The following is a 24,010-nucleotide window of genomic DNA, read 5'->3' on the forward strand; positions in this document are numbered from 1 at the left end:
CTCGATACGTGGAGCCGACGCCGGATCATTCAGTCGATGCTGGCAGCAACCGGATATGCAGTTGCTGTTTACCCCCCAGAACTCTTTCGGAGCTGACTCCCCCGAAAGCTACTCCCGATGATCCGCGCGCCGGTGTACCGGCTCTCCCCTGTTTTGGATGGCCTGCGCTTAAGGATAGTTGCTTATTCGGGAGGTAAAGGCGAGATACGTAATTAGTTGTGGCAGACCGTTCGTCTGCCACTGCGCGAGCCCGCGGGGGCCGGGGCTTGCACGTTACAAAAAAATTATTCGGAGGTGCCTTGCGCGGTTTCCGAAGGATAAGTCGTACGCCACAGCTCAAAGCCGCCATCCATGCTGTAGACGTCGGAGAAGCCCTGACTGATCAGGTAGGCCGCCGCGCTTTGGCTGGAATTGCCGTGATAGCAGACCACGACCGTCGGTGCGTCAAGATCGGCGGCTCGGATGAAATCCGAGATGGACACGTTGTCCAGATGCTTCGAACCGGCAATATGCAGCGCGGCAAATGTTGCAGGGTCTCGAACATCGACCACCACTGCGCCTTGTTCGCGCAGGGTTTGGGCCTGTTCTGGGGGGATACGTTTGAATTCGCTCATGGCGGGCTCCTGTGGCTCGGCTGAAAGTGCAGTCTAGCGCTGGGCGCTGGCTGACGTTTGCTCGGGAATAGGGGAGGCGACTGGCGGCTGGGTATGGCCCTGTTCGTCGCATTTGCACTGCAGGCGCTCAAGGGTGTCAACGTTCATCAGGGTCATTGAGCCACCCCAGACACAACCGGTGTCGAGGGCGAAGATACCCGGCTCGGTGCATTGGCCTTCAAGTGCCGCCCAGTGGCCGAAGATAATCTTCACGTCTTTGGTCTTGCGCTCTTTGTAGCTAAACCACGGCGCATAACCCGCCGGTGCGGTATCGGCGCCTTCCTTGCCCTTGAGGTCGAGTTTGCCTTCGCTGGTGCAGAAACGCATGCGGGTGAAATAGTTGGTGATCACGCGCAGGCGGGTCACGCCTTTGAGGTCACTGTCCCATTTCAGCGGTTCGTTGCCGTACATGCCATCAAGGTAGGGTGCGAAACGGTTGTCGTCGCGCAGGGCTTCTTCGACCTCGGCGGCGCACTTCAGGGCTTTACGAAGTGACCATTGGGGCGGTATGCCGGCGTGGACCAGGGCGATGTTGCGCTGTTCGTCGTAGTGCATGACCTTTTGCTGGCGCAACCATTCCAGCAGTTCTGCGCGATCAGGTGCTTCGAGAATCTCGCGCAGGGTGTCGGCTTTCTTCAGGCGTTCGATGTTATGCCCGGCGGCCAGCAGATGAAGATCGTGGTTGCCGAGAACACACACCAGCGACTCGCGCAGGCTATAAAGGAAGCGCAAGGTGTCCAGCGACTGCGGGCCACGGTTGACCAGATCGCCCACCAGCCACAGTTTGTCCCGGGCAGGGTCGAAGGCGACTTGTTCAAGCAGGCATTTCAGGGGTTCGAGGCAACCTTGCAGGTCACCGACGGCATACGTCGCCATCAGTGCAGGGCTCCGGGCACCGCCAGGCGGAAGGGCGCGATGATGGCTTCGAAGTGTTTGCCGTCGTTAGCGAGCATCTGATAAGTCCCTTGCATGGTGCCGACCTTGGAGGTCATCACCGTGCCGCTGCTGTAGGTGTGGCTCTCGCCTGCTTCGATCAACGGCTGCTGGCCAACGACGCCGGCACCGCGAACCTCCTCGACATGCCCGTCACCATCGGTGATCACCCAATGCCGCGACAACAGTTTGGCCGGTAATTCGCCGTTGTTGTGCACGGTGATGGTGTAAGCGAAGGCAAAGCGGTTTTGCTCGGGTTGCGATTGTTCTGCCAGATAGCGGGTGACGACGCTGACGTCGACCTGATAGCGAGGTTCGGACATGCAAGAGGCCTTAAAAACGAAGCGGGACGCGGGGCGTAGCTGATTGAACTCAGTCTAGGCCAAGTATCGGGTAGTAAACCAGACATGGGGGCTGGTGTCCTACCCGATAACGCTTGTTGCCTGTCAGTCGGCGGCGGGAGTCTGTAGGACTTGTTCGCTGAGCTTGTCGGCCAGGCGCACAAAGGCGGCCAGATCGAGCTGCTCCGGGCGCAGGCTGCCGTCGACACCGGCGGCGGTGATCTCATCGTTGCTCAGCAACAGCTTGAGGGTGTTGCGCAGAGTTTTGCGGCGCTGGTTGAAAGCTTCGCGCACGACGCGCTCCAGCAGCTTGTGATCCTTGGCCGGGTGCGGCAGTACGGCGTGAGGCACCAGGCGCACGATGGCAGAGTCGACTTTCGGCGGCGGGTTGAACGCGCCGGGGCCAACGTTGAACAGATGCTCTACGCGACAGTGGTACTGAACCATGATCGACAGACGACCCCAGTCACCGCCGCCAGGGCCAGCCGCCAGGCGTTCGACCACTTCCTTCTGCAGCATGAAGTGCATGTCGCGAATGATGCCTGCGTTATTCAGCAGGTGGAAAATCAGCGGCGTGGAGATGTTGTACGGCAGGTTGCCCACCACGCGCAGGCTGTTCGGCGCGGCGTTCAGGCTGTTGAAGTCGAACTTCAGCGCATCGCCCTGATGCAGGTTGAAGTTGCTCTTGCCGGCGAACTGTTGGTTGAGGATCGGGATCAGGTCCTTGTCCAGCTCCACCACGTCCAACTGCGCGCCGCTGTTCAGCAGGCCTTGGGTCAGCGCGCCCTGGCCAGGACCGATTTCCAGCAGGCGGTCTTCGGGTTTGGCATGGATGGAGCGCAGGATGCGATCGATAACGCCAGCATCGTGCAGGAAGTTCTGGCCAAAGCGTTTGCGCGCCTTGTGTTGGTAATGCTCGGTCATAAACGGGTCTCGGCCATCTGGTAGGCGGTTTCCAGGGCGACTTGCAGGCTGCCGGTGTCGATGTTGCCGCTGCCGGCCAGATCCAGGGCGGTGCCGTGGTCGACCGACGTGCGGATGATCGGCAAGCCGAGGGTCACATTGACTGCTGCGCCAAAGCCTTTGTATTTCAGCACGGGCAAGCCCTGGTCGTGGTACATCGCCAGCACCGCGTCGCAGTGCTCCAGATATTTGGGGGTAAACAGAGTGTCGGCGGGCAGGGGACCGCGAAGGTCCATGCCCTCGCCACGCAGGCGCTCTAATGTAGGTTCGATGATGTCGATTTCTTCATGGCCCAGGTGGCCGCCTTCGCCAGCGTGCGGGTTGAGCCCGCACACCAGGATGCGTGGCCGGGCGATGCCGAATTTTTCTTGCAGGTCGGCATGCAGAATCCGCGTAACCCGCTCCAGACGCTCCGGCGTGATTGCATCGGCAATTTCGCGCAGAGGCAGGTGAGTGGTGACCAGCGCCACGCGCAATCCGCGAGTCGCGAGCATCATCACCACTTGTGCGGTATGCGTCAGGTCGGCGAGAAATTCTGTATGCCCGGAAAAGGCGATGCCCGACTCGTTGATCACACCCTTGTGCACAGGGGCGGTGATCATTCCGGCGAAGTGTCCGTCCAGGCAGCCCTGACCCGCGCGGGTCAGGGTTTCCAGAACGAAAGCCGCATTGGCTTTGTCGAGTTGACCGGCAATTACCGGCGCACTGAGCGGTGTATCCCAGACATACAGGCTGTTGGCTGGCGCAGGTACATCCGGCCAGTTGCCCGGGGTCACCGGCAGCAAGTCGACGACCACGCCCAGCTGCGCGGCCCGCTCAAGGAGCAGGTCACGGCTGGTAATGGCAATCAGGGGGTGTGGCTGGGCTTGCGAGGCGAGCAGCAGGCACAGGTCGGGACCTATGCCGGCCGGTTCACCGGGTGTCAGAGCGAAACGTTTGGGTTTCACTGCGCTGCCTGGTCTGCACCAGGGAGTTTGATCTCAACGTAAGCTTCGTCGCGGATCTGACGCAGCCAGGTTTGCAGCTCTTCGTCGTATTTGCGGTTACGCAGTACGATCATGGCTTGCTGCTCACGGGCCTGGGTGGTGCTGTCGGTAGCACGACGGCCAAGGACTTCCAGAACGTGCCAGCCATATTGAGTCTGGAACGGCTTGGACAGCTGACCTTGTGGGGTCTTGGCCATCACTTCGCGGAATTCAGGCACCAATGCATTTGGGTCGATCCAGTTCAGATCACCGCCGTTGAGGGCGGAACCCGGATCTTCCGAGAAGCTTTTCGCCAGATCGCCGAAATCTTCGCCCGCTTCGATACGGGTGTAGAGCGACTGAGCCAGGGCCTTGGTTTTCGCTTCGTCGCGGATCGGACTAGGTTTGACCAGGATATGACGCACGTGCACTTCGTCACGTGTCTGGGTCTCGCCGCCACGCTTGTCGAGAATCTTCAGGATGATGAAGCCGCCCGGCGTGCGCATTGGCTGGGTCACCTCGCCGACCGACATGGTGCTCAGCATGCGATCGAACGGAGGTGGCAATTGACCGGCCTTACGCCAGCCCATGTCGCCGCCTTCCAGCGCGGTTTCGCTGGCGGATTTGGCGATTGCCAACTGACCGAAGTCAGCGCCTTGCTTGAGCTGCTGGTAAACCGCGTCTGCCTGTTTGGCTGCATTCTGAATCGCGTCGGAGTTGGCGCTTTCCGGTGTAGGAATCAGAATGTTGGCCAAGCGGAATTCTTCGGACAGCTGCATTTTGCCGAGGTCGGAAGCGAGGAAGTTCTTCACTTCCTGCTCGGACACCTGGATACGTTCGGCCACACGGCGCTGACGTACACGGCTGATGATCATTTCCCGGCGAATCTGGTCACGGGCGTCGTCATAAGACAGACCGTCGCGAGTCAGGGCGGCGCGGAATTGTTCAATCGACATGTTGTTGCGCTGGGCAATGGTGCCGACCGCCTGGTTCAGCTCTTCATCGGTAATGCGGATGCCGGAACGTTCGCCGATCTGCAGTTGCAGGTTTTCGACGATCAGGCGCTCGAGCACCTGCTGATCCAGCACGCCGGCCGGCGGTACGGCAGAACCGCGTTTGGCGATGGTTTGCTGAACTTCATGAACACGTTGGTCCAGTTGGCTCTGCATGACCACGTCGTTGTCGACAATGGCCACCACTTTATCGATGGACTGTACCGCGGCATTCGCCGCAGTACCCAGGAACAGCGCGCCCAGCACGAGCGGGCGCAGACAATCAGAAAGCTTGGTCTTCACGTTCACGATAACCTTGGATGCCTTTGTCGAGGAAGCTCTCTACTTTGGCGCCGGTGAGGCCGCCGAGACCTTTCAGAACGATTTGTAGGAAGATGCCATGGTCGCCTTTTTCGTTTTCCGGGGCGTTCTGACTGAACTCGTCATACGACACCCAGTACCGATTGATCAGGCGCAGTTTCCAGCAGCAGTTGTCGTACTCGAAACCACCGAAGGCTTCCAGGGTACGGTTGCGGTTGTAGTCATACTGCCAGCGACTGATGGCGTTCCACTGCGGCACGATCGGCCAGATCACCGAGAAATCGTGCTGTTGGATCTTGTAGTAGTCCTTCACGTAGCCCGGGGTGCCCGGAGTGCCGTAGTCACCACCGCCCACCGACCACTTGCCGGTGTTCTGGTCGTAACGGACCTGGTCATTACGATAGCGATAGCCGGCGTTGATGACCTTGTTCGGGTTGTCTTCAGGCTGGTAGTGGAACATCGCGCTGCCCGAGCGAGGGCTGCGGCTGTCCGGATCCCAGTTGTAATCGGCGGTTGTGCGCCAATCGCGGTTCCAGCGGTATTCGTATTCCAGCGCATACGGTGAAACATTGGCATTCGCATCGTCGCGGGTTTTTGCATCGATACCCGGCAACTGGACTTCGCGATCCTTGAAATACAAGGCCTGGCCGACGCTGATGCGTTGGCGCTCGAAGCCGTCTTCCTCGATCCAGCGGTTGGTCACGCCCAGCGACAGTTTGTTCTCGTCGCCGACGCGGTCGGAGCCCGAGAAACGGTTGTCGCGGAACAGCGACGCATAGTTGAAGGTGTACTCGCCGGTGTCGAAAACCGGGATGTCCTTCTGGTCTTCTTCAGGGACATACAGGTAGAACAGGCGTGGTTCCAGGGTCTGGCGGTAGTTCTTGCCGAACCAGGTGGTGTTGCGATCGAAATACAGGCCACTGTCGACGCTGGCGATCGGGACGCCGCGGTTTTGCGAGCTGCTGAACGACTCGCCAAGCGCCGAAGCGTTATTGCGGTTCGTCAGTAGATCGTTTTTACCGGTGCCATCGAGATCAAGATCGTACTGGGTGTATTGATACTTGAGCGATGGCTTGATGAATCCATACGTCCAGTCCAGCGGCAGGTTCACGCCTGGCTTGAGGTTCAGGCGATTACCGTTGGCGCGCGCCAGGCCCGTCACGTTGGTGTCCAAGCGAGGCGACAGGACGCCGTTTTCATCGGAAAACTGACCTGTTTCCAGATCCCGCTCAAACCGCACGACTTCTGTTTCGTAGTCGAAATTCAAGCCTTGCGGATGCACCGGCAGTTGACCGTTGAAGGTGAGCTGCGGCAAACGATCATACGGCGTGATGTTTGAAACGGTTGCAAGCTGATAGGCCTGGGCGTTCAAACGAGCGGTGTAGCTGTGGCCACGGTAGGTGACGGAGCCCTGCTGGTTCACGTAATCCGCGCTCTTCACACCAATCTGATCGGTCTGCAGATCCTGGAAGTAATACGGATCGCTGATCTTGGTGTAATCAACTTGAGTCAGTACGCGCGAATCAAGACCACCTTTGTGCTGCCAGTTGTACATGTAGCGGGTTTTTTCGTAGTCGGTCTGCTGACTGCGATCGGTGTTGTCATCATTGAGGTAAGCGGCGCCGAGCTGACCTTCGCTGGACTTGGTCAGATAACGGAATTCGCCTTCCATCAACAGGCCGCGCTTGCTCATGTAGCGCGGGTACAACGTGGCATCGTAGTTCGGTGCCAGGTTGAAGTAGTACGGCGTGACGAGCAGGAAGCCTGTATCGCTGCCGGTGCCGATGGTCGGCGGCAGGAAACCGGATTGACGACGGTCGTCGATCGGGAAATAGATGTACGGCGTGTACAGAACCGGAATGTCCTTGACCCGCAGCGTCACGTTGGTCGCGGTACCGAAACCGGTCGCCGGGTTCAACGTGATGTTGTTGCCCTTGAGCTGCCAGGCGTTGCTGTTCGGTTCGCACGTGGTGTACGTACCATCCTTGAGGCGGATGATCGCGTTCTCGGCACGCTTGGCGTATAGCGCGTTACCGCGGATACGGGATTTGTGCATCACGTATTCGGCGTTGTCGACCTTGGCTTCCCCGGTGTCGAGCTGCACTTCGGCGTGGTCGCCGACGATCAGTGCGCCGTTGTCGCGAATGCGTACGTTGCCATCCAGCTCGCCACGGCTCTCGGCCTGGTAGAGGTTCGCTTCGTCGGCTTCAGCCTGCATGCTGCCCTGACGCAAGACCACGTCGCCCGCGAGGGTCGCGACCTGTTCATCCTGCTTGTAGCGGGAGGCCTTGGCGCCGACAAACGTCGGGGCGTCACTTTTATTCGTCTTGTCATTCATGCCAGGACGAATCGGTTCGATATAGGAACCAGAGCAGTAAGGACCGGTTTCGGCCAATTGCGCTGCAGTGAGCTTCTCGCGCGGAACCCAGTCGAGGTGACTGTAGTCTTCGCTACGGGACTTGAGACCGCGGCCTTTGGATTCGGTGACCAGCACAGGCTTGGCGCCGGTATCTTCGCTGGCGCCACTCTCGGTCGGGGCTTCACCGGTCGCGGAGACTGCGCTGCCGTCATGGACGGGACGCGGTGGCAATGCAGCCGCCGGCGTCTTGGGCGCACAGTTCCAGGCACCCGAAGCAGAGACTGAGCAGTCATACTGTTCCGCGGCGACCACGAACGAAGTGGCTAGAGGTTGCAGGGCCAGCAGACTGCCGGTTACCAACAACGGAAATTTTTTACGAAACGCGGGGGATTTCAATGCCATCTTATTAGTCCGGGCTTCCTGCGTGCCATCTGCCCGCGGTGTGGGCCGCACGCCTCTCGATGGTCTGAAAAAGATGCTGGATAATAAAGCATGACCCGCTTGACGGCTAGCGCCGTCGGAGACCCTTGCAATGCCTGACCAAGATGTACGTTTGCAACACCTGAAAGTTTGGCTCGATGAGCAGTTGGCGATCCTCTTTGCAGAGCAGAGTTGGGGCGTTGTACCCCCGGCCACGTTGACCGCGGCCAGCAGTGACGCGAGTTTTCGGCGTTATTTCCGTTGGGAAGGCGGCGGCAAAAGTTTCATCGTAATGGACGCGCCACCGCCCCAGGAAAACTGCAAACCCTTCGTGGATATCGCTTTTTTGCTGGCGAAATCCGGAATAAATGTGCCGAAAATTTATGCCGAAGACCTCGATCGCGGTTTTCTTTTACTCAATGACCTGGGCAACCAGACTTATCTGGACGTCATCGACAGCGAAAATGCCGACGATTTGTTCAAGGATGCCCTACAGGCACTGTTGGCTTTTCAGCAGTTGCCGATGGTTGCACCGCTGCCGAGTTATGACGTGGCGCTGTTGCGTCGCGAGCTGGAATTGTTCCCCGAGTGGTTTGTGAAGCGTGAGTTGGGCGTCGAGTTCGACTCGGCACAGCAAATGCTCTGGCAGAACGTGACGGAGCTGTTGATCGACAGCGCGTTGGCGCAGCCCAAAGTCCTGGTGCATCGCGACTACATGCCGCGCAACCTGATGCTCAGCGAGCCGAATCCCGGCGTTCTGGATTTCCAGGACGCGGTCTACGGCCCGGTGACCTACGACGTGACCTGCCTGTTCAAGGACGCTTTCTTGAGCTGGCCCGAGGAGCGTGTGCACGGTTGGCTGGAAGATTACTGGCAACAAGCGGGCGCCCTGGGCATTCCGGTTCAACCGGACTTCGACGACTTCCTGCGCGCCAGCGACCTGATGGGCGTGCAGCGTCACCTGAAAGTCATCGGCATCTTCGCCCGCATCTGCCATCGCGATGGCAAACCGCGTTACCTCGCCGACGTGCCGCGCTTCTTTGCTTATATAGATGCCGTGATCGCCCGCCGTCCTGAACTGGCTGAGCTGGATGTGTTGCTGCTGAGTCTGCGTGCCGGAGCGAATGCATGAAGGCGATGATTCTGGCTGCAGGCAAAGGCGAGCGCATGCGTCCGCTGACCCTGACCACGCCAAAACCGCTGGTCCGCGCTGGAGGTGTGCCGCTGATCGAGTATCACCTGCGCGCGCTGGCCGCGGCCGGGTTTACCGACATCGTGATCAACCATGCCTGGTTGGGGCAGCAGATCGAAGACTATCTGGGCGATGGTTCGCGTTTTGGCGTGAGTATCCAATACTCGCCCGAAGGTGAGCCGCTGGAGACCGGTGGGGGGATTTTCCGCGCATTGCCGTTGTTGGGCGATGAGGCGTTTGTGGTGGTCAACGGTGATATCTGGACCGACTACGACTTCAGCGTGTTGCATCAGCCCATCAACGGTCTTGCGCACCTGGTGTTGGCGGATAACCCGAACCACCATCCAGCGGGCGATTTCACGCTGGTTGGCGGGCAAGTGCACGATGGCCAGCCTGATACGCCGACTCTGACTTACAGCGGCATCGCGGTGTTGCATCCGCAGTTGTTCGACGGTTGCACGGCCGGAGCGTTCAAGCTGGCACCGCTGCTGCGTAGGGCCATGGCCGATGGACAGGTCTCGGGTGAACGGCTGAACGGTCGGTGGGTGGATGTCGGAACTCACGAGCGTCTGGCGGAAGTTGAAACTCTGATTGAAGCGAGTCGCTGAGATGCTGTGGCCAGGGACTCTGATTGGAGCCGGAGCGGGCTTTGCCATTGCCAGCATTCCGGGGGCCATGCTCGGCGCCTTGCTAGGGCAGGCGCTGGATCGGCGTCTGCAATTGCAGACGTGGGGGCATCTGCGGGAAAAGCTCGGTGGTAAACCGATGCTGCGCAACGATGAGCTGTTGTTTGTGTTGCTGGGGCGGTTGGCCAAATGCGATGGACGAGTGGCTGAGGGGCATATCCTGCAGGCGCGCCAGGAAATGCAGGCACTGGAAATGACCGAGCCGGCCAAGCGCCGGGCGATTGCCGCATTCAACCGCGGCAAATCGGGCCACGACCGGTTGCGCGGTTATCTGCGACGCTTGAGCGCGCAACCCCATGCGGCGGAAGGCGTGTTGCGCGCCTGTTGGCGAATGGTTTGGGCCGATGGTCGAGCGGGTCACGCCGAGCGCGAACTGATTGGCCAATGGGGTAAATGGTTGGGTTGGACGTCGTATCAGGTGCAGGCGCTGGCGGCTGACTATGAGCCGCACAAGCGACCGTCGGTTGGCACTGCCATCTCTTATCAGGAAGCGTTGTCGCTGCTGGGGGTGTCCGCCACCACGGAACCGGCGCAGATCAAGCGCGCCTATCGACGCCTGCTGAGTCGTCATCATCCGGACAAAATTGCCGGCAGCGGTGCGACGGCGTTGCAGGTGCGCGAGGCCACGGACAAGACGCGCGAATTGCATAACGCCTATACGTTGATTCGTCAGCGGCGGGATTTTCGCTAGCCGGTGAGTGATGTATCCACAGCGCTGACGCCTTCGCGGGCAACTCGATCTATCAGTTCGCCTCTGGCTTGGGATTCAACCAACCCCGCACCCGACGCACCAGCTGCTCTTGCTCCGCTTGCGAGTTACCCGGCAACGCCTTGAGCGATACCTGACTGAACGCCGAAGCCTTCAAGCGCTTGCTGGCCTGCAAGCGCTCCAGTGCCGCGTTGCGGTCCAGCGGCTTGTCCTTATAGAAAATGTCGGCGGTGGGCAGCTTCAGTGTCGGCGTCAATTCAGCCAGGCCAGGCTTTGCTGCCACGGGCGTCTGCGCGGCGACCATCGCAAACTTCTCGACTTGCGATGGCTGCCTCTCGCTCAGATACCGCGCGGCCCAATAAGCGCCGGTGCCATGACCCAGCACCACGATGCTGCGAGCGCTTTGCTGTTCGGCGTAGGCAACAGCCGCATCTATGCGTGCGAAAATTCGTTCAGCGTCGGCTTTGGCCTGTTCATCACTGGTTTCGGCAATGGCCTTGTCGACCACCTCCGCTTCACCGCCCGCCGCCTGTTCGATGGGGGCCGCCGTGGTCGAATCCTTGCTGCCAGCATCAGGCGCTTTGGGCGACGGCGTCACTGCGACGATACGTGGCGCAATGGCATCGCTTTGCACGTCTGGCAAGGTGATACTCAGGCTGCTCCACTCGGCGTCTGGCAATTGGCGCCGCAAAGGGCCGATTGCCTGCGGCCAGTCAACAGTTTCGCCAGCGCCGGGGATGATAATCACCGCACCTTTGGGGTCAGCGGTATTGGCCGGTTTCCACAAGGCCAGAAAAGTGTCGCTGCCGGCCTGAAGTTGTTGCTGTTCCTGAGCGGGAATTTTTCGCTCAAGTGCCGTCGCTTCTTCCTGACTACGCTCAAGCAATGGCTGACGTTCGACCGGTTTTTCGCCTGCGGATTTTTCCGCGGCAGCCGGTGCCGGGTCAGCGGCCTTGACGGAAAAGGCGCAAGGCAGGATCAGCGACAGGCACAATGCTGGCAGTGCCAGGCGGTAGACAGGGGGCATCGGATATTCCAGGCCAGAAGTGGTTCCGGCAGCCTAATGGGTTGGTCAGTATTTGTCAGTGTGAGACTTCAATGATGCGTTTTTGCTGCCTGTGGGTTATCGGCTGTTTGTGGTTTCCCTTGATGGGCTGGGCGGCGCCTGCGCCATCGGTGCATGTCGCGCAGTTGTCTGCGAGCCAGCAGCAATGGCTGGCGCAACATGCTGAACTGCGCGTCGGATTGGTGTTGCAAGTGCCCTATGCGCAATATGATCGCCGATTGCAGCGGCTGTCCGGGGTTAACGTCGAGCTGATGAAATGGCTGGCCAAAGCGCTCAAGGTCGAGCTGAGCTGGCGTAACTATCCAGACCTTGCGCAACTGGAAATCGCTGCGCGCGAAGGTGAAATCGACATCGCCCCGGGACTGGCGCAAACCCCCGGTGGCCTGCGCCTGTGGCAGTTTTCCGATCCGTACATGCGGGTGCCGCAACTGGTGGTCAGCGACCAGAAGGGCGCCGGCGTGGTCGAGCTGGAAAAACTCGACAGCCAGACCCGCGTCGCCGTGCGCATGCCCAGCGCCACCGCCGATTACCTGCGCAGCAATTACCCGCACCTGAACCTCCAGGGCGTGCCGGTCGAGCGCCAGGCCTTGCAACTGTTGCTGAGTCAGCAAGCCAGTTACGCCGTGGTCGACGAAGCGCAATTGGGACGTTTGTCCGTCGAACCGGAGTTTGCCGGGTTGGTGGTGGTCGGTGATATCGGCTTGCCGCAACTGTTGCGGGTGGCCACGCGCCGGGATTGGCCGGAACTGGCCGGCATCGTCGAAAGCGCGCTGAGGGCGATCCCGGCCAAGGACCTGGAGCAGCTGCACAACCAATGGCTGCAACCCAAGTACCCGCGCCTCACCGAATCCCCGGGTTTCTGGCAAAACCTCTGTCTGTTGTTGGCGGTGCTGATGCTGAGCAGCATGGCCATCGTGTTCTGGCAGCGTCGGCAGCAGCACAGTCTTGAGCATCGTTTGCGGGCCGCGCGCGAAGACATTGCCCTGCGTGCCGCCAGCGAAGAAGCCTTGCGCCTCACCCAGTTTTCCATCGATCAGAGCACTGTCGGCATCCTTTGGGTCAACTGGGACAGCCATGTGCGCTACGCCAATCGCGCCGCCGAAACCATGCTGGGTTATCCGGCGGGCGGGATCATTGATCGGCCGCTGATCGACTTCGAGCCCGGCTTGCACATGGATCGCTGGTTGAACCTGTGGAAACGCGCCCGGGCCAGCGAGGATGGCCCGCAAAGTTTCGAAACCAACTGCGTACGGGCGGATGGCAGCAATTTGCCGGTGGATGTTTCGCTGAGCTTTTTGCGATTTCGCGACAGCGAATACCTGGTGGTCTACCTCAATGACGTCACCGACCGCCGGCGTGCATTGGCCGCGCTGCAGGAAAGCGAAGCGCGTCTGCAAGGGATCGCCGCCAACGTTCCAGGACTGGTCTTTCGTCTGGAGCGGGCACCGGTGACGGGGCAGATCGACTTTGCCTACATCAGTGAAGGCAGCGAGAGCCTGGTCGGTTACTCACCGGCCACCCTGGCCCATCGCGACAAAGGCCTGCGCAGCCTGGTGCACCCGGACGACAAGGCCAGTTATCACCAAACCCAGGACCATGCGCTGGACACCGACAGTGACTGGTCGTGGCAGGGGCGGATTCTCACCCGGGCCGGCGAACAACGCTGGGCCGAAATCAAGGCCATCACCCGTCGACTTGAAGACGGCGCCTATGTCTGGGACGGGATCGTCTGGGACATCAGCGAGAGCAAACGCATCGAATTGGAACTGGCTAGCTCTCGCGAGCAGTTGCGTGAGTTGTCTGCGCACCTTGAGAGCGTGCGGGAAGAGGAAAAGGCCCGCATCGCCCGGGAAGTTCACGACGAACTGGGTCAGATGTTGACCGTGCTCAAACTGGAAACCTCCATGTGCGAACTGGCCTACGCCCAGCTCGACCCCGGTCTGAACGAACGCTTGAACAGCATGAAGCGATTGATCGCGCAGTTGTTCCAATTGGTACGCGACGTGGCCACGGCGCTGCGGCCGCCGATTCTCGATGCCGGGATCGCCTCGGCCATCGAGTGGCAGGCTCGCCGATTCGAGGCGCGCACGCAGATCCCGTGTCTGGTGCAGGTGCCGGAGAACCTGCCGGTACTCAGTGATGCCAAGGCGATTGGCCTGTTCCGGATCCTTCAGGAAGCGCTGACCAATGTCATGCGCCATGCCCAGGCGCATACTGTCGAACTGACGTTGACGCTGGAAGGCGACGAGTTGTGCCTGACCGTCAGCGATGATGGCGTAGGATTTGTCCCCGCGACGGGTAGGTCGACATCCTTTGGGGTAGTCGGCATGCGCGAACGGGTGTTGATCATGGGCGGGCAATTGTCGCTTGAGAGTGAACCGGGTGAAGGCACGACCCTGAGCGTGCGAGTGCCGCTGGATGAGGAGAAGTAAGTGATCCGTGTACTGGTAGCCGAAGACCACACCATCGTCCGCGAAGGCATCAAGCAATTGATCGGGCTCGCCAAGGATTTGCTGGTGGTAGGGGAGGCGAGCAATGGCGAGCAGTTGCTCGAAACCCTGCGCCATGTTCCCTGCGAAGTGGTCTTGCTGGACATTTCCATGCCCGGGGTTAACGGACTGGAAGCGATTCCGCGGATTCGCGCCCTTAACAATCCGCCAGCGATCCTGGTGTTGTCGATGCACGACGAAGCGCAAATGGCCGCCCGGGCGTTGAAGGTCGGCGCGGCAGGTTACGCGACCAAGGACAGCGACCCGGCGCTGTTGCTGACGGCAATCCGCAAGGTCGCGGCGGGCGGTCGCTACATCGACCCGGACCTGGCCGACCGCATGGTTTTCGAGGTCGGCCTGACCGATTCGCGTCCGCTGCATTCGTTGCTTTCGGAGCGTGAATTCTCGGTGTTCGAACGCCTGGCCCAGGGCGCCAACGTCAACGACATCGCCCAGCAACTGGCCCTGAGCAGCAAAACCATCAGCACCCACAAGGCGCGGCTGATGCAGAAGCTCAACATCACCTCTCTGGCCGAACTGGTGAAATACGCGATGGAACACAAACTGCTCTAACGCACCCGATTCCATCACCTCACTGCAAATCCCTGTGGGAGCGGCGGTGCGACGATTCGACTTGCCTGCGATGACGATGGATCATTCAAAGCGCAGGTCGACTGACACACCGCAATCGCGAGCAAGCTCGCTCCCACAGGACCGCGGTGACATGTCCATTTGCGACATCCTTAAAAGCGGCTTTTACCCGTTCCTGTGGCTTGCAGCTGAACACTCGCCGTCGACCTATCCATTCCCGCCATCCTTGTAGGGCAATCCCTACCCCCAACCTTCCATCCGGCTGAGGCGATTCTCTCCTGCCCCCCGATTTGCGCGCCCCCCAGCGTCCACTAGGCTTAGTCCACAGCAGTCATCAATAACAAAGGTGTGGGTATGAGCCAGGTCGATTCAAACGCAGGGGCCAGCGACATTCTGGTCAGCTTTCGTGGAGTGCAGAAGAGCTACGACGGCGAGAACCTGATCGTCAAAGACCTCAACCTGGACATTCGCAAAGGCGAATTCCTCACCTTGCTCGGGCCGTCCGGTTCGGGCAAGACCACCAGCCTGATGATGCTCGCCGGTTTCGAAACCCCGACCGCCGGCGAAATCCTCCTGGCCGGGCGTGCCATCAACAACGTGCCGCCACACAAGCGCGACATCGGCATGGTGTTCCAGAACTACGCACTGTTCCCGCACATGACCGTCGCCGAGAACCTGGCGTTCCCGCTGACCGTGCGCGGCTTGAACAAGAGCGATGTCAGCGACCGGGTCAAACGTGTCCTGAGCATGGTTCAGCTCGACGCCTTCGCCCAGCGCTATCCGGCGCAACTGTCCGGCGGTCAGCAACAGCGTGTGGCGCTGGCCCGTGCATTGGTGTTCGAACCGCAACTGGTGTTGATGGACGAACCCCTCGGCGCACTCGACAAGCAACTGCGCGAACACATGCAGATGGAGATCAAGCACCTGCACCAGCGCCTCGGCGTGACCGTGGTCTACGTGACCCACGACCAGGGCGAAGCCTTGACCATGTCCGACCGCGTGGCCGTGTTCCATCAGGGCGAAATCCAGCAGATCGCCCCGCCGCGCAGCCTCTACGAAGAACCGAAAAACACCTTCGTCGCCAACTTCATCGGCGAGAACAATCGCCTCAACGGCCGCCTTCACAGTCAGACCGGCGACCGCTGCATCGTCGAACTCGGTCGCGGTGAAAAGGTTGAAGCGCTGGCCGTCAACGTCGGCAAGACCGGCGAGCCCGTCACGCTGTCGATTCGTCCGGAGCGCGTGAGCCTCAATGGTTCGAGCGAGTCCTGCGTCAACCGCTTCTCAGGGAGGGTGGCGGAATTCATCTATCTGGGCGACCACGTCCGGGTTCGCCTGGAAGTCTGCGGCAAGACCGACTTCTTCGTGAAACAACCGATTGCCGAGCTCGATCCCGCGCTGGCTGTCGGCGACGTGGTACCGCTTGGCTGGCAGGTCGAACACGTTCGCGCGCTCGACCCACTTTTAGAGGCGAATTGATCGCCCCCCTGCTTCAACCAACCCTGCACGTGGAGAGAACAATAAATGTTGAGATCCCTGAAATTCACCGCCCTGGTCATGGGCATGATTGGTGCGGCACACGCGATGGCGGCGGGCCCGGACCTGACCGTGGTGTCCTTTGGCGGGGCGAATAAGGCTGCGCAGGTCAAAGCCTTCTACGCACCGTGGGAAGCGGCGGGTAACGGCAAGATCGTCGCCGGCGAATACAACGGTGAAATGGCCAAGGTCAAAGCCATGGTCGACACCAAGAGCGTGTCCTGGGACCTGGTGGAAGTTGAATCGCCGGAATTGTCCCGTGGTTGCGACGAAGACATGTTCGAGCAACTCGACCCGGCGCTGTTCGGCAAGAGCGAAGACTACGTCAAAGGCGCTATCCAGCCTTGCGGCGTGGGTTTCTTCGTGTGGTCGACCGTGTTGGCCTACAACGCCGACAAGCTGAAAAGCGCACCGACCAGCTGGGTGGATTTCTGGGACACCAAGAAATTCCCGGGCAAGCGTGGCCTGCGTAAAGGCGCCAAGTACACCCTGGAATTCGCTCTGATGGCCGACGGCGTTGCGCCGAAAGACGTCTACAAAGTGCTGGCCGGCAAAGACGGTCAGGACCGCGCATTCAAGAAACTCGATGAGCTCAAACCAAGCATTCAGTGGTGGGAAGCCGGCGCACAACCGCCGCAGTACCTCGCTTCCGGTGACGTGGTCATGAGCTCGGCCTACAACGGCCGGATCGCTGCCGTGCAGAAAGAAAGCAACCTGAAAGTCGTGTGGAACGGCGGTATCTACGACTTCGACGCATGGGCGATTCCAAAAGGTCTCGACAAGGCACGTGCTGAAGCGGCGAAGAAATTCATCGCGTTCTCGGTGGCTCCGCAGCAGCAGAAGACCTACTCGGAAAACATCGCTTACGGCCCAGCCAACATTCAGGCCGTTCCGTTGCTGGCCAAGGATGTCCTGAAAGACATGCCGACCACCCCGGAAAACATCGCCAACCAGGTGCAGATCGACGTCAGCTTCTGGGCTGACAACGGCGAGCAACTGGAACAGCGCTTCAATTCCTGGGCTGCGAAGTAACCGAAACGCTGTGGTTTGAACACCGCAATCCTTGTGGGAGCGAGCTTGCTCGCGATAGCGGCGGGGCAGTCAACATCGATGTTGAATCGAATGCCCCCATCGCGAGCAAGCTCGCTTCCACAGGTTGTTTGTATGCCTCTGTAACGATCAAAGATTTCCGGAGTACGCCATGGCCACCGCCATTCCCCTGAACGCGGGCACTGACCCCACCTTGAAGCAGCGGCTCAAGCACGCCGAGCGGATCAACCGCTGGAAGGCCCAGGCCTTGATCGCGCCATTGGTGCTGTTTCTGTTGCTGGTGTTCCTGGTGCCCATCGTGGCGCTGCTCTACAAAAGCGTTGGTAACCCGGAAGTGGTCGGCGGCATGCCGCGCACCGTGGCGGCCATCGCCAGTTGGGACGGCCGTGGCCTGCCCGCTGAACCGGTTTACAAAGCGGCCAGCGAAGACCTCGCTGAAGCGCGCAAGAATCAGACCCTGGGCGATCTGTCCAAGCGCTTGAACATGGAGTTGGCCGGCTACCGCAGCCTGCTGACCAAAACCGCCCGCGCCTTGCCGTTCGCCGCTGAACCGGCCTCTTATAAAGAAGCGCTGGAAGGTCTCGACGAGCGCTGGGGCGACCCGGCCTACTGGCAAGCGGTGCGCCGCAACACCAGCAACATCACGCCGTACTACCTGCTGGCAGCGGTCGATCACCGCATCGACGACCTCGGCGAAATCGCCCCGGCGACGCCCGACCAGGCGATCTACCTCGACATCTTCGCCCGGACCTTCTGGATGGGCCTGGTCATCACCGCCATTTGCCTGGTACTCGCCTATCCATTGGCCTACCTGTTGGCGAACCTGCCATCGCGTCAAAGCAACCTGCTGATGATCCTGGTGCTGTTGCCGTTCTGGACCTCGATTCTGGTGCGCGTCGCCGCGTGGATCGTGTTGCTGCAATCGGGCGGGCTGATCAACAGCGGCCTGATGGCCATGGGCATCATCGATAAACCGCTGGAACTGGTGTTCAACCGCACCGGGGTCTACATCTCGATGGTGCATATCCTGCTGCCGTTCATGATCCTGCCGATCTACAGCGTGATGAAAGGCATCTCGCCGACCTACATGCGCGCCGCGATTTCCCTCGGCTGCCACCCGTTCGCCAGTTTCTGGCGGGTGTACTTCCCGCAGACTTATGCCGGTGTCGGCGCCGGTTGCCTGTTGGTGTTCATCCTCGCCATCGGCTACTACATCACCCCGGCCTTGCTGGGCAGCCCGAACGATCAGATGGTCAGTTACTTCGTCGCCTTCTACACCAACACCAGCATCAACTGGGGCATGGCGACCGCACTCGGTGGGCTGCTGCTGTTGGCGACCGTGGTGCTTTATCTGATTTACAGCTGGCTGGTGGGCGCCAGCCGCCTGCGCCTGAGCTAAGGGGAGAATCGAAATGCTGAGTCCTTATATGTCGCCCATCGAACGGGTGTGGTTCTACAGCTTGCGGATTCTCTGCGGCTTGATTTTGTTGTTCCTGATTCTGCCGGTGCTGGTGATCATTCCGCTGTCGTTCAACTCGGGCAGTTTCCTGGTGTACCCGCTGCAAGGCTTTTCGCTGCACTGGTATCAGGACTTCTTCGCCTCGGCTGAATGGATGCGCGCACTGAAGAACAGCATCATCGTCGCCCCGGCGGCGACCGTGCTGGCGATGATTTTCGGCACGCTGGCGGCGATTGGCCTGACCCGCGGCGACTTCCCGGGCAAGGCGCTGGTGATGGCACTGGTGATTTCGCCGATGGTGGTGCCGGTGGTGATCATCGGGGTGGCGAGTTACCTGTTCTTCGCCCCGTTGGGTCTGGGCAACAGCTTCTTCTCGCTGATCGTGGTGCACGCGGTGTTGGGCGTGCCGTTTGTGATCATTACCGTGTCGGCGACGTTGCAGGGGTTTAACCACAATCTGGTGCGTGCGGCTGCCAGTCTCGGGGCTTCGCCGCTGACGGCGTTCCGTCGCGTGACCCTGCCGCTGATTGCTCCCGGCGTGATCTCCGGCGCGCTGTTTGCCTTCGCGACCTCGTTCGATGAAGTGGTGGTGACGTTGTTCCTCGCCGGTCCCGAGCAAGCGACCTTGCCTCGGCAAATGTTCAGCGGCATCCGCGAAAACCTCAGCCCGACGATTGCCGCTGCGGCGACACTGCTGATCGCCTTCTCGGTGATTCTGCTGCTGACCCTCGAATGGCTGCGTGGCCGCAGCGAGAAATTGCGCACCGCCCAAGTCTGACGGCTCACACCATCCCCTGTGGGAGCGAGCCTGCTGGCGATTGCGACCTGACGTTCAACATTGATGTTGACTGACACACCGCCATCGCGAGCAGGCTCGCTCCCACAGTTGTTTTGTGGTGGTTTCGGGATCGTTGGTCATTCACACCCTGAATAGCAGACAAACCCGAATCCCCAGCTACTATTGTGCCCAGCTCCCCTATCTATAAGAGGCTGCGCACGATGAGTCTTTCCTCTTTCAAAATCGCCCACAAACTGATCACCGGCGCGGCTGCCATCGAGCAACTGTCCGCCGAACTCACGCGCCTGGACATCGACAACCCGCTGATCGTCACCGACGCCGCGCTGGTCAAGTCCGGTACGGTAGAACTGGCGCTCGCGCAGCTGGGGGACCGAAGCTACGAGATTTTCGACCGTGTGCTGCCCGATCCGGAAATCGCCATCGTCGAAGACTGCATGCGGGTTTATCGCGAAGGCGGGCACGACGGGCTGATCGGCCTGGGTGGCGGCAGTGCGATCGACATCGCCAAAAGTGTTGCCGCTTATGCCGGTTACCACGGCGCGCTGGAGGATCTGTTCGGCATCAACCAGGTGCCGCGCAAAGGCCCGCCGCTGATCGCCATCCCGACCACCGCCGGCACCGGCTCGGAAGTGACCAACGTCGCGATCCTTTCCGACAAGGTTGCGCAGCTGAAAAAGGGCATCGTCAGCGACTATCTGTTGCCGGACGTGGCACTGGTCAGCCCGCAAATGACCCTGACGTGCCCGCGCAGCGTTACCGCCGCCAGTGGCGTCGATGCGCTGGTGCATGCCATCGAGTCTTATTTGTCCCTCAATGCTTCAGCGATTACCGACGCGCTGGCCATCGGCGCGATCAAGTTGATCACTCAAGCGTTACCCAAGGCCTACGCCAACCCCTCCAACCTGCAGGCGCGCGAAGACATGGCCACTGCCAGCCTGATGGCCGGCATGGCGTTCGGCAATGCCGGGGTCGGCGCGGTGCATGCGCTGGCGTATCCGCTGGGCGGTCGTTTCAATATTGCCCACGGCGTCAGCAACGCCTTGTTGCTGCCGTATGTCATGAGCTGGAACAAGATGGCCTGCGTCGAGCGTATGCAGGATATTGCCGAAGCCATGGGGGTGAAGACCGCTCATCTGAGCGCCAATGAAGCGGCCGACAAAGCCGTGGAGGCAATGACCGAATTGTGCGCGGCGGTAGAAATTCCGCCAGGCCTGCGCAGTTTCGGCGTTCCCGAGGAGGCGATCCCGGCCATGGCCGTGGAGGCCGCAGGAATTGAGCGCTTGATGCGCAACAATCCACGCAAACTGAGTGCGATTGATATCGAGAAGATCTACCGCGCAGCCTACTGATCATCGTCCTTACGGTGCGCGCGTCAAAGCATGAGGTATACAATGCGCGCCATCGTGATTCTGCTCAGAAAAGGTGCGTCATGCAGCCCTTCGTAATTGCTCCGTCGATTCTCTCCGCCGACTTCGCCCGCCTGGGTGAAGAAGTGGACAACGTTCTGGCCGCCGGCGCCGACTTCGTGCACTTCGATGTCATGGACAACCACTACGTGCCGAACCTGACCATCGGCCCGATGGTCTGCGCCGCACTGCGCAAGTACGGCGTGACCGCGCCGATCGACGCGCACTTGATGGTCAGCCCGGTGGATCGCATCGTTGGCGACTTCATCGAAGCCGGTGCGACCTACATTACCTTCCACCCGGAAGCCACGCAGCACGTCGACCGCTCCCTGCAACTGATCCGCGAGGGCGGCTGCAAATCGGGCCTGGTGTTCAACCCGGCGACTCCGCTGGACGTGCTCAAGTACGTGATGGACAAGGTGGACATGATCCTGCTCATGAGCGTCAACCCGGGCTTCGGCGGGCAGAAGTTCATCCCTGGCACCCTCGACAAGCTGCGTGAAGCTCGCGCATTGATCGATGCCTCGGGTCGTGACATCCGCCTGGAAATCGACGGCGGCGTGAACGTGAACAACATCCGTGAAATCGCAGCGGCTGGCGCCGACACCTTCGTGGCCGGCTCGGCGATCTTCAATGCGCCGAACTACCAGGAAGTGATCGAGAAGATGCGCGCCGAGCTGGCGCTGGCCCGCCCATGAGTGGCTTTGAGCAGCTGTTCCCGGGGCGTTTGCCACGGCTGGTGATGTTCGATCTGGACGGTACGCTGGTCGATTCGGTCCCTGACCTCGCCGCGGCGGTGGATAACATGCTGCTCAAACTCGGGCGTCAGCCTGTCGGCATCGAATCGGTGCGTGACTGGGTCGGTAACGGCGTGCAGATGCTGGTGCGTCGGGCCCTGGCCAATCACATCGATGGCGAGGGTGTCGATGAGGTCGAAGCCGAGCATGCGCTGGAATTGTTCAACGGCTTTTACGAGGACGGTCACGACCTGACGGTGGTTTATCCGGGCGTACGTGACACCCTCAAGTGGCTGAACAAGCAAGGCGTGGAGATGGCGCTGATCACCAACAAGCCGGAGCGCTTTGTCGCGCCGTTGCTGGATCAGATGAAGATCGGCCGCTATTTCAAATGGATCATCGGCGGCGACACCCTGCCGCAGAAGAAACCCGACCCGGCCGCGCTGTTTTTCGTGATGAAAATGGCCAACATTCCGGCGTCGCAAACGTTGTTCGTCGGTGACTCGCGCAGCGATGTGCTGGCGGCGAAAGCGGCGGGGGTCAAATGTGTGGCGCTCAGTTACGGCTACAACCATGGCCGGCCGATTGCCGAAGAGTCGCCGGCGCTGGTTATCGACGACCTGCGCAAGCTAATTCCCGGTTGCCTGGATCCGGCCGCTGAGATAACGTTGGCCGACGCTGTTCAACCCCCTTCTGGAAACGCCATCGTGGTGGTCACTCGCAAACTCTGGATGAAAGTCATCAAGGCCCTGGCCCGCTGGCGTTGGCGCGCCTGACTTGTTCCTGGCCGGTCTACCGGCGCGTTTGCATACCTGACTGTTAGCACCTCAAGCCACGAGGCTACTCCATGATCCGCGAAGAATTCCTGCGTTTGGCCGCTGCCGGCTATAACCGCATCCCGCTTGCCTGCGAAACCCTGGCCGACTTCGACACGCCACTGTCGATCTACCTGAAACTGGCTGACGAACCCAATTCCTACCTGCTCGAATCGGTGCAGGGCGGGGAGAAGTGGGGCCGTTACTCGATCATCGGCTTGCCGTGCCGCACCGTGCTGCGGGTTCATGACCATCACGTCAGCGTGACCCACGACGGCGTCGAGATCGAAAGCCACGAGGCGGAAGATCCGCTGACTTTCGTTGAAGAGTTCAAGGCTCGCTACAACGTTCCGACCATCCCCGGCCTGCCGCGCTTCAACGGTGGCCTGGTGGGTTACTTCGGTTACGACTGCGTGCGCTATGTGGAAAAGCGTCTGGGCAAGTGCCCGAACCCGGACCCACTGGGCGTGCCGGACATTCTGCTGATGGTATCCGATGCGGTGGTGGTGTTCGACAACCTCGCCGGCAAGATGCACGCCATCGTTTTGGCCGACCCGTCGCAGGAAGACGCCTTCGAGCAAGGTCAGGCGCGCCTGGAAGAGCTGCTGGAGAAACTCCGTCAGCCGATCACTCCGCGCCGTGGCCTGGACTTCAGCAAGCAACAATCGGCTGACCCGGTGTTCCGCTCCAGTTTCACCCAGGACGATTACGAAAAAGCCGTCGACACCATCAAGGAATACATCCTCGCCGGTGACTGCATGCAGGTCGTGCCGTCCCAGCGCATGTCGATCGACTTCAAGGCTGCGCCGATTGATCTGTACCGGGCGCTGCGTTGCTTTAACCCGACGCCTTACATGTACTTCTTCAACTTCGGCGACTTCCATGTGGTCGGCAGTTCGCCGGAAGTGCTGGTGCGGGTCGAAGACAACCTGATCACCGTGCGCCCGATTGCCGGCACGCGCCCGCGCGGGGCCAACGAAGAAGCCGATCTGGCACTGGAAAAAGACCTGCTCTCCGATGACAAGGAAATCGCCGAGCACTTGATGCTGATCGACCTGGGTCGTAACGACACCGGTCGCGTCTCGGAAATCGGTTCGGTGAAACTCACCGAGAAGATGGTCATCGAGCGTTATTCCAACGTGATGCACATTGTTTCCAACGTCACCGGGCAATTAAAGGCCGGGCTGACGGCGATGGACGCATTACGGGCAATCCTGCCGGCGGGCACCTTGTCCGGCGCGCCGAAGATTCGTGCGATGGAAATCATCGACGAACTGGAGCCGGTCAAGCGCGGCGTCTACGGCGGCGCGGTCGGTTACTTCGCCTGGAACGGCAACATGGACACGGCGATTGCGATCCGCACCGCCGTGATCAAGAACGGCGAACTGCACGTGCAGGCCGGTGGCGGCATCGTTGCCGACTCGGTGCCGGCGCTGGAATGGGAAGAAACCCTGAACAAGCGTCGTGCCATGTTCCGCGCAGTCGCCCTGGCTGAACAAACCCCGGAAAGCTGACTGAAGAACGTGCC

The 24,010-nt window shown here is 60.4% G+C and carries 21 protein-coding genes; 13 read left to right on the forward strand and 8 right to left on the reverse strand.

Features of this window, described 5'->3' with window-relative positions; genetic code table 11:
• Positions 1-284 precede the first annotated feature (284 nt).
• From glpE to F8N43_RS15755, 7 genes are all read right to left on the reverse strand, one after another.
• Positions 285-614 (reverse strand): thiosulfate sulfurtransferase GlpE, encoded by a 330-nt coding sequence (gene glpE / locus F8N43_RS15725; protein WP_150634286.1) that lies wholly within the window; start codon positions 612-614, stop codon positions 285-287.
• Between the two features lie 33 nt (positions 615-647).
• Positions 648-1,529 (reverse strand): symmetrical bis(5'-nucleosyl)-tetraphosphatase, encoded by an 882-nt coding sequence (locus F8N43_RS15730; RefSeq protein ID WP_150654012.1) that lies wholly within the window; start codon positions 1,527-1,529, stop codon positions 648-650.
• A complete protein-coding gene (gene apaG / locus F8N43_RS15735) occupies positions 1,529-1,909 on the reverse strand; it encodes a Co2+/Mg2+ efflux protein ApaG (RefSeq protein WP_150634284.1) in 381 nt (126 codons plus the stop codon). The genes F8N43_RS15730 and apaG overlap by 1 nt, the downstream gene beginning before the upstream one ends.
• A 123-nt stretch (positions 1,910-2,032) precedes the next feature.
• Positions 2,033-2,851 (reverse strand): 16S rRNA (adenine(1518)-N(6)/adenine(1519)-N(6))-dimethyltransferase RsmA, encoded by an 819-nt coding sequence (gene rsmA, locus F8N43_RS15740; RefSeq protein WP_150634283.1) that lies wholly within the window; start codon positions 2,849-2,851, stop codon positions 2,033-2,035.
• Positions 2,848-3,837 carry a 4-hydroxythreonine-4-phosphate dehydrogenase PdxA gene (pdxA, locus tag F8N43_RS15745; RefSeq protein WP_150639140.1) on the reverse strand — a complete coding sequence of 330 codons (990 nt, stop codon included), beginning with the start codon at positions 3,835-3,837 and terminating at the stop codon, positions 2,848-2,850. Before pdxA ends, rsmA begins: the two co-directional genes overlap by 4 nt.
• The gene (gene surA, locus F8N43_RS15750) at positions 3,834-5,150 is read right to left on the reverse strand and encodes a peptidylprolyl isomerase SurA (RefSeq protein WP_150639141.1); all 1,317 of its coding nucleotides are present in this window, start codon (positions 5,148-5,150) and stop codon (positions 3,834-3,836) included. The genes pdxA and surA overlap by 4 nt, the downstream gene beginning before the upstream one ends.
• A complete protein-coding gene (locus F8N43_RS15755; RefSeq protein WP_150654013.1) occupies positions 5,131-7,929 on the reverse strand; it encodes an LPS-assembly protein LptD in 2,799 nt (932 codons plus the stop codon). Before F8N43_RS15755 ends, surA begins: the two co-directional genes overlap by 20 nt.
• Before the next feature lie 130 nt (positions 7,930-8,059).
• Here F8N43_RS15755 and F8N43_RS15760 point away from each other — a divergent pair, with 130 nt between their 5' ends.
• From F8N43_RS15760 to F8N43_RS15770, 3 genes are read left to right on the forward strand one after another with little or no spacing between them, the layout of a single operon-like run.
• Positions 8,060-9,079, forward strand: coding sequence for an aminoglycoside phosphotransferase family protein (locus tag F8N43_RS15760; protein ID WP_150654014.1), 1,020 nt, complete (start codon positions 8,060-8,062; stop codon positions 9,077-9,079).
• Entirely contained in the window at positions 9,076-9,747 is a 672-nt protein-coding gene (gene murU / locus F8N43_RS15765; protein WP_150634278.1) for an N-acetylmuramate alpha-1-phosphate uridylyltransferase MurU, read from the forward strand. The genes F8N43_RS15760 and murU overlap by 4 nt, the downstream gene beginning before the upstream one ends.
• Position 9,748: 1 nt before the next feature.
• On the forward strand, positions 9,749-10,516 hold the full coding sequence (locus F8N43_RS15770; protein ID WP_150634287.1) for a DnaJ domain-containing protein: 768 nt from the start codon (positions 9,749-9,751) through the stop codon (positions 10,514-10,516).
• 52 nt (positions 10,517-10,568) lie between these two features.
• Here the strand turns inward: F8N43_RS15770 and F8N43_RS15775 are convergent, their stop codons facing one another.
• Positions 10,569-11,561: an alpha/beta hydrolase family protein gene (locus F8N43_RS15775; RefSeq protein ID WP_150654015.1), complete on the reverse strand. Its 993-nt coding sequence runs from the start codon at positions 11,559-11,561 to the stop codon at positions 10,569-10,571.
• Positions 11,562-11,632: 71 nt separating this feature from the next.
• Between F8N43_RS15775 and F8N43_RS15780 the strand changes: the two genes are divergently transcribed.
• The 10 genes from F8N43_RS15780 (at position 11,633) to trpE (ending at position 23,996) form a co-directional block, all read left to right on the forward strand.
• Entirely contained in the window at positions 11,633-14,032 is a 2,400-nt protein-coding gene (locus F8N43_RS15780; protein ID WP_150654016.1) for a PAS domain S-box protein, read from the forward strand.
• Positions 14,033-14,662 carry a response regulator transcription factor gene (locus tag F8N43_RS15785; RefSeq protein WP_003210977.1) on the forward strand — a complete coding sequence of 210 codons (630 nt, stop codon included), beginning with the start codon at positions 14,033-14,035 and terminating at the stop codon, positions 14,660-14,662.
• A 372-nt stretch (positions 14,663-15,034) separates the two neighbouring features.
• The gene (locus F8N43_RS15795) at positions 15,035-16,159 is read left to right on the forward strand and encodes an ABC transporter ATP-binding protein (protein WP_150634275.1); all 1,125 of its coding nucleotides are present in this window, start codon (positions 15,035-15,037) and stop codon (positions 16,157-16,159) included.
• Between the two features lie 45 nt (positions 16,160-16,204).
• On the forward strand, positions 16,205-17,248 hold the full coding sequence (locus tag F8N43_RS15800) for an ABC transporter substrate-binding protein (RefSeq protein ID WP_150654017.1): 1,044 nt from the start codon (positions 16,205-16,207) through the stop codon (positions 17,246-17,248).
• 169 nt (positions 17,249-17,417) lie between these two features.
• A complete protein-coding gene (locus F8N43_RS15805) occupies positions 17,418-18,665 on the forward strand; it encodes an ABC transporter permease (RefSeq protein ID WP_150634273.1) in 1,248 nt (415 codons plus the stop codon).
• Between the two features lie 13 nt (positions 18,666-18,678).
• On the forward strand, positions 18,679-19,503 hold the full coding sequence (locus tag F8N43_RS15810) for an ABC transporter permease (protein ID WP_064119279.1): 825 nt from the start codon (positions 18,679-18,681) through the stop codon (positions 19,501-19,503).
• Between the two features lie 221 nt (positions 19,504-19,724).
• Entirely contained in the window at positions 19,725-20,873 is a 1,149-nt protein-coding gene (locus F8N43_RS15815) for an iron-containing alcohol dehydrogenase (RefSeq protein WP_150654018.1), read from the forward strand.
• 80 nt (positions 20,874-20,953) lie between these two features.
• Positions 20,954-21,628, forward strand: coding sequence for a ribulose-phosphate 3-epimerase (rpe, locus tag F8N43_RS15820; protein WP_059407370.1), 675 nt, complete (start codon positions 20,954-20,956; stop codon positions 21,626-21,628).
• A complete protein-coding gene (locus tag F8N43_RS15825; protein ID WP_150634271.1) occupies positions 21,625-22,443 on the forward strand; it encodes a phosphoglycolate phosphatase in 819 nt (272 codons plus the stop codon). Before rpe ends, F8N43_RS15825 begins: the two co-directional genes overlap by 4 nt.
• 71 nt (positions 22,444-22,514) lie before the next feature.
• The gene (trpE, locus tag F8N43_RS15830) at positions 22,515-23,996 is read left to right on the forward strand and encodes an anthranilate synthase component I (RefSeq protein WP_150634270.1); all 1,482 of its coding nucleotides are present in this window, start codon (positions 22,515-22,517) and stop codon (positions 23,994-23,996) included.
• Positions 23,997-24,010: the final 14 nt, after the last annotated feature.

Source organism: Pseudomonas fluorescens (genome assembly GCF_902498065.1).
GTDB lineage: Bacteria > Pseudomonadota > Gammaproteobacteria > Pseudomonadales > Pseudomonadaceae > Aquipseudomonas > Aquipseudomonas fluorescens_BJ.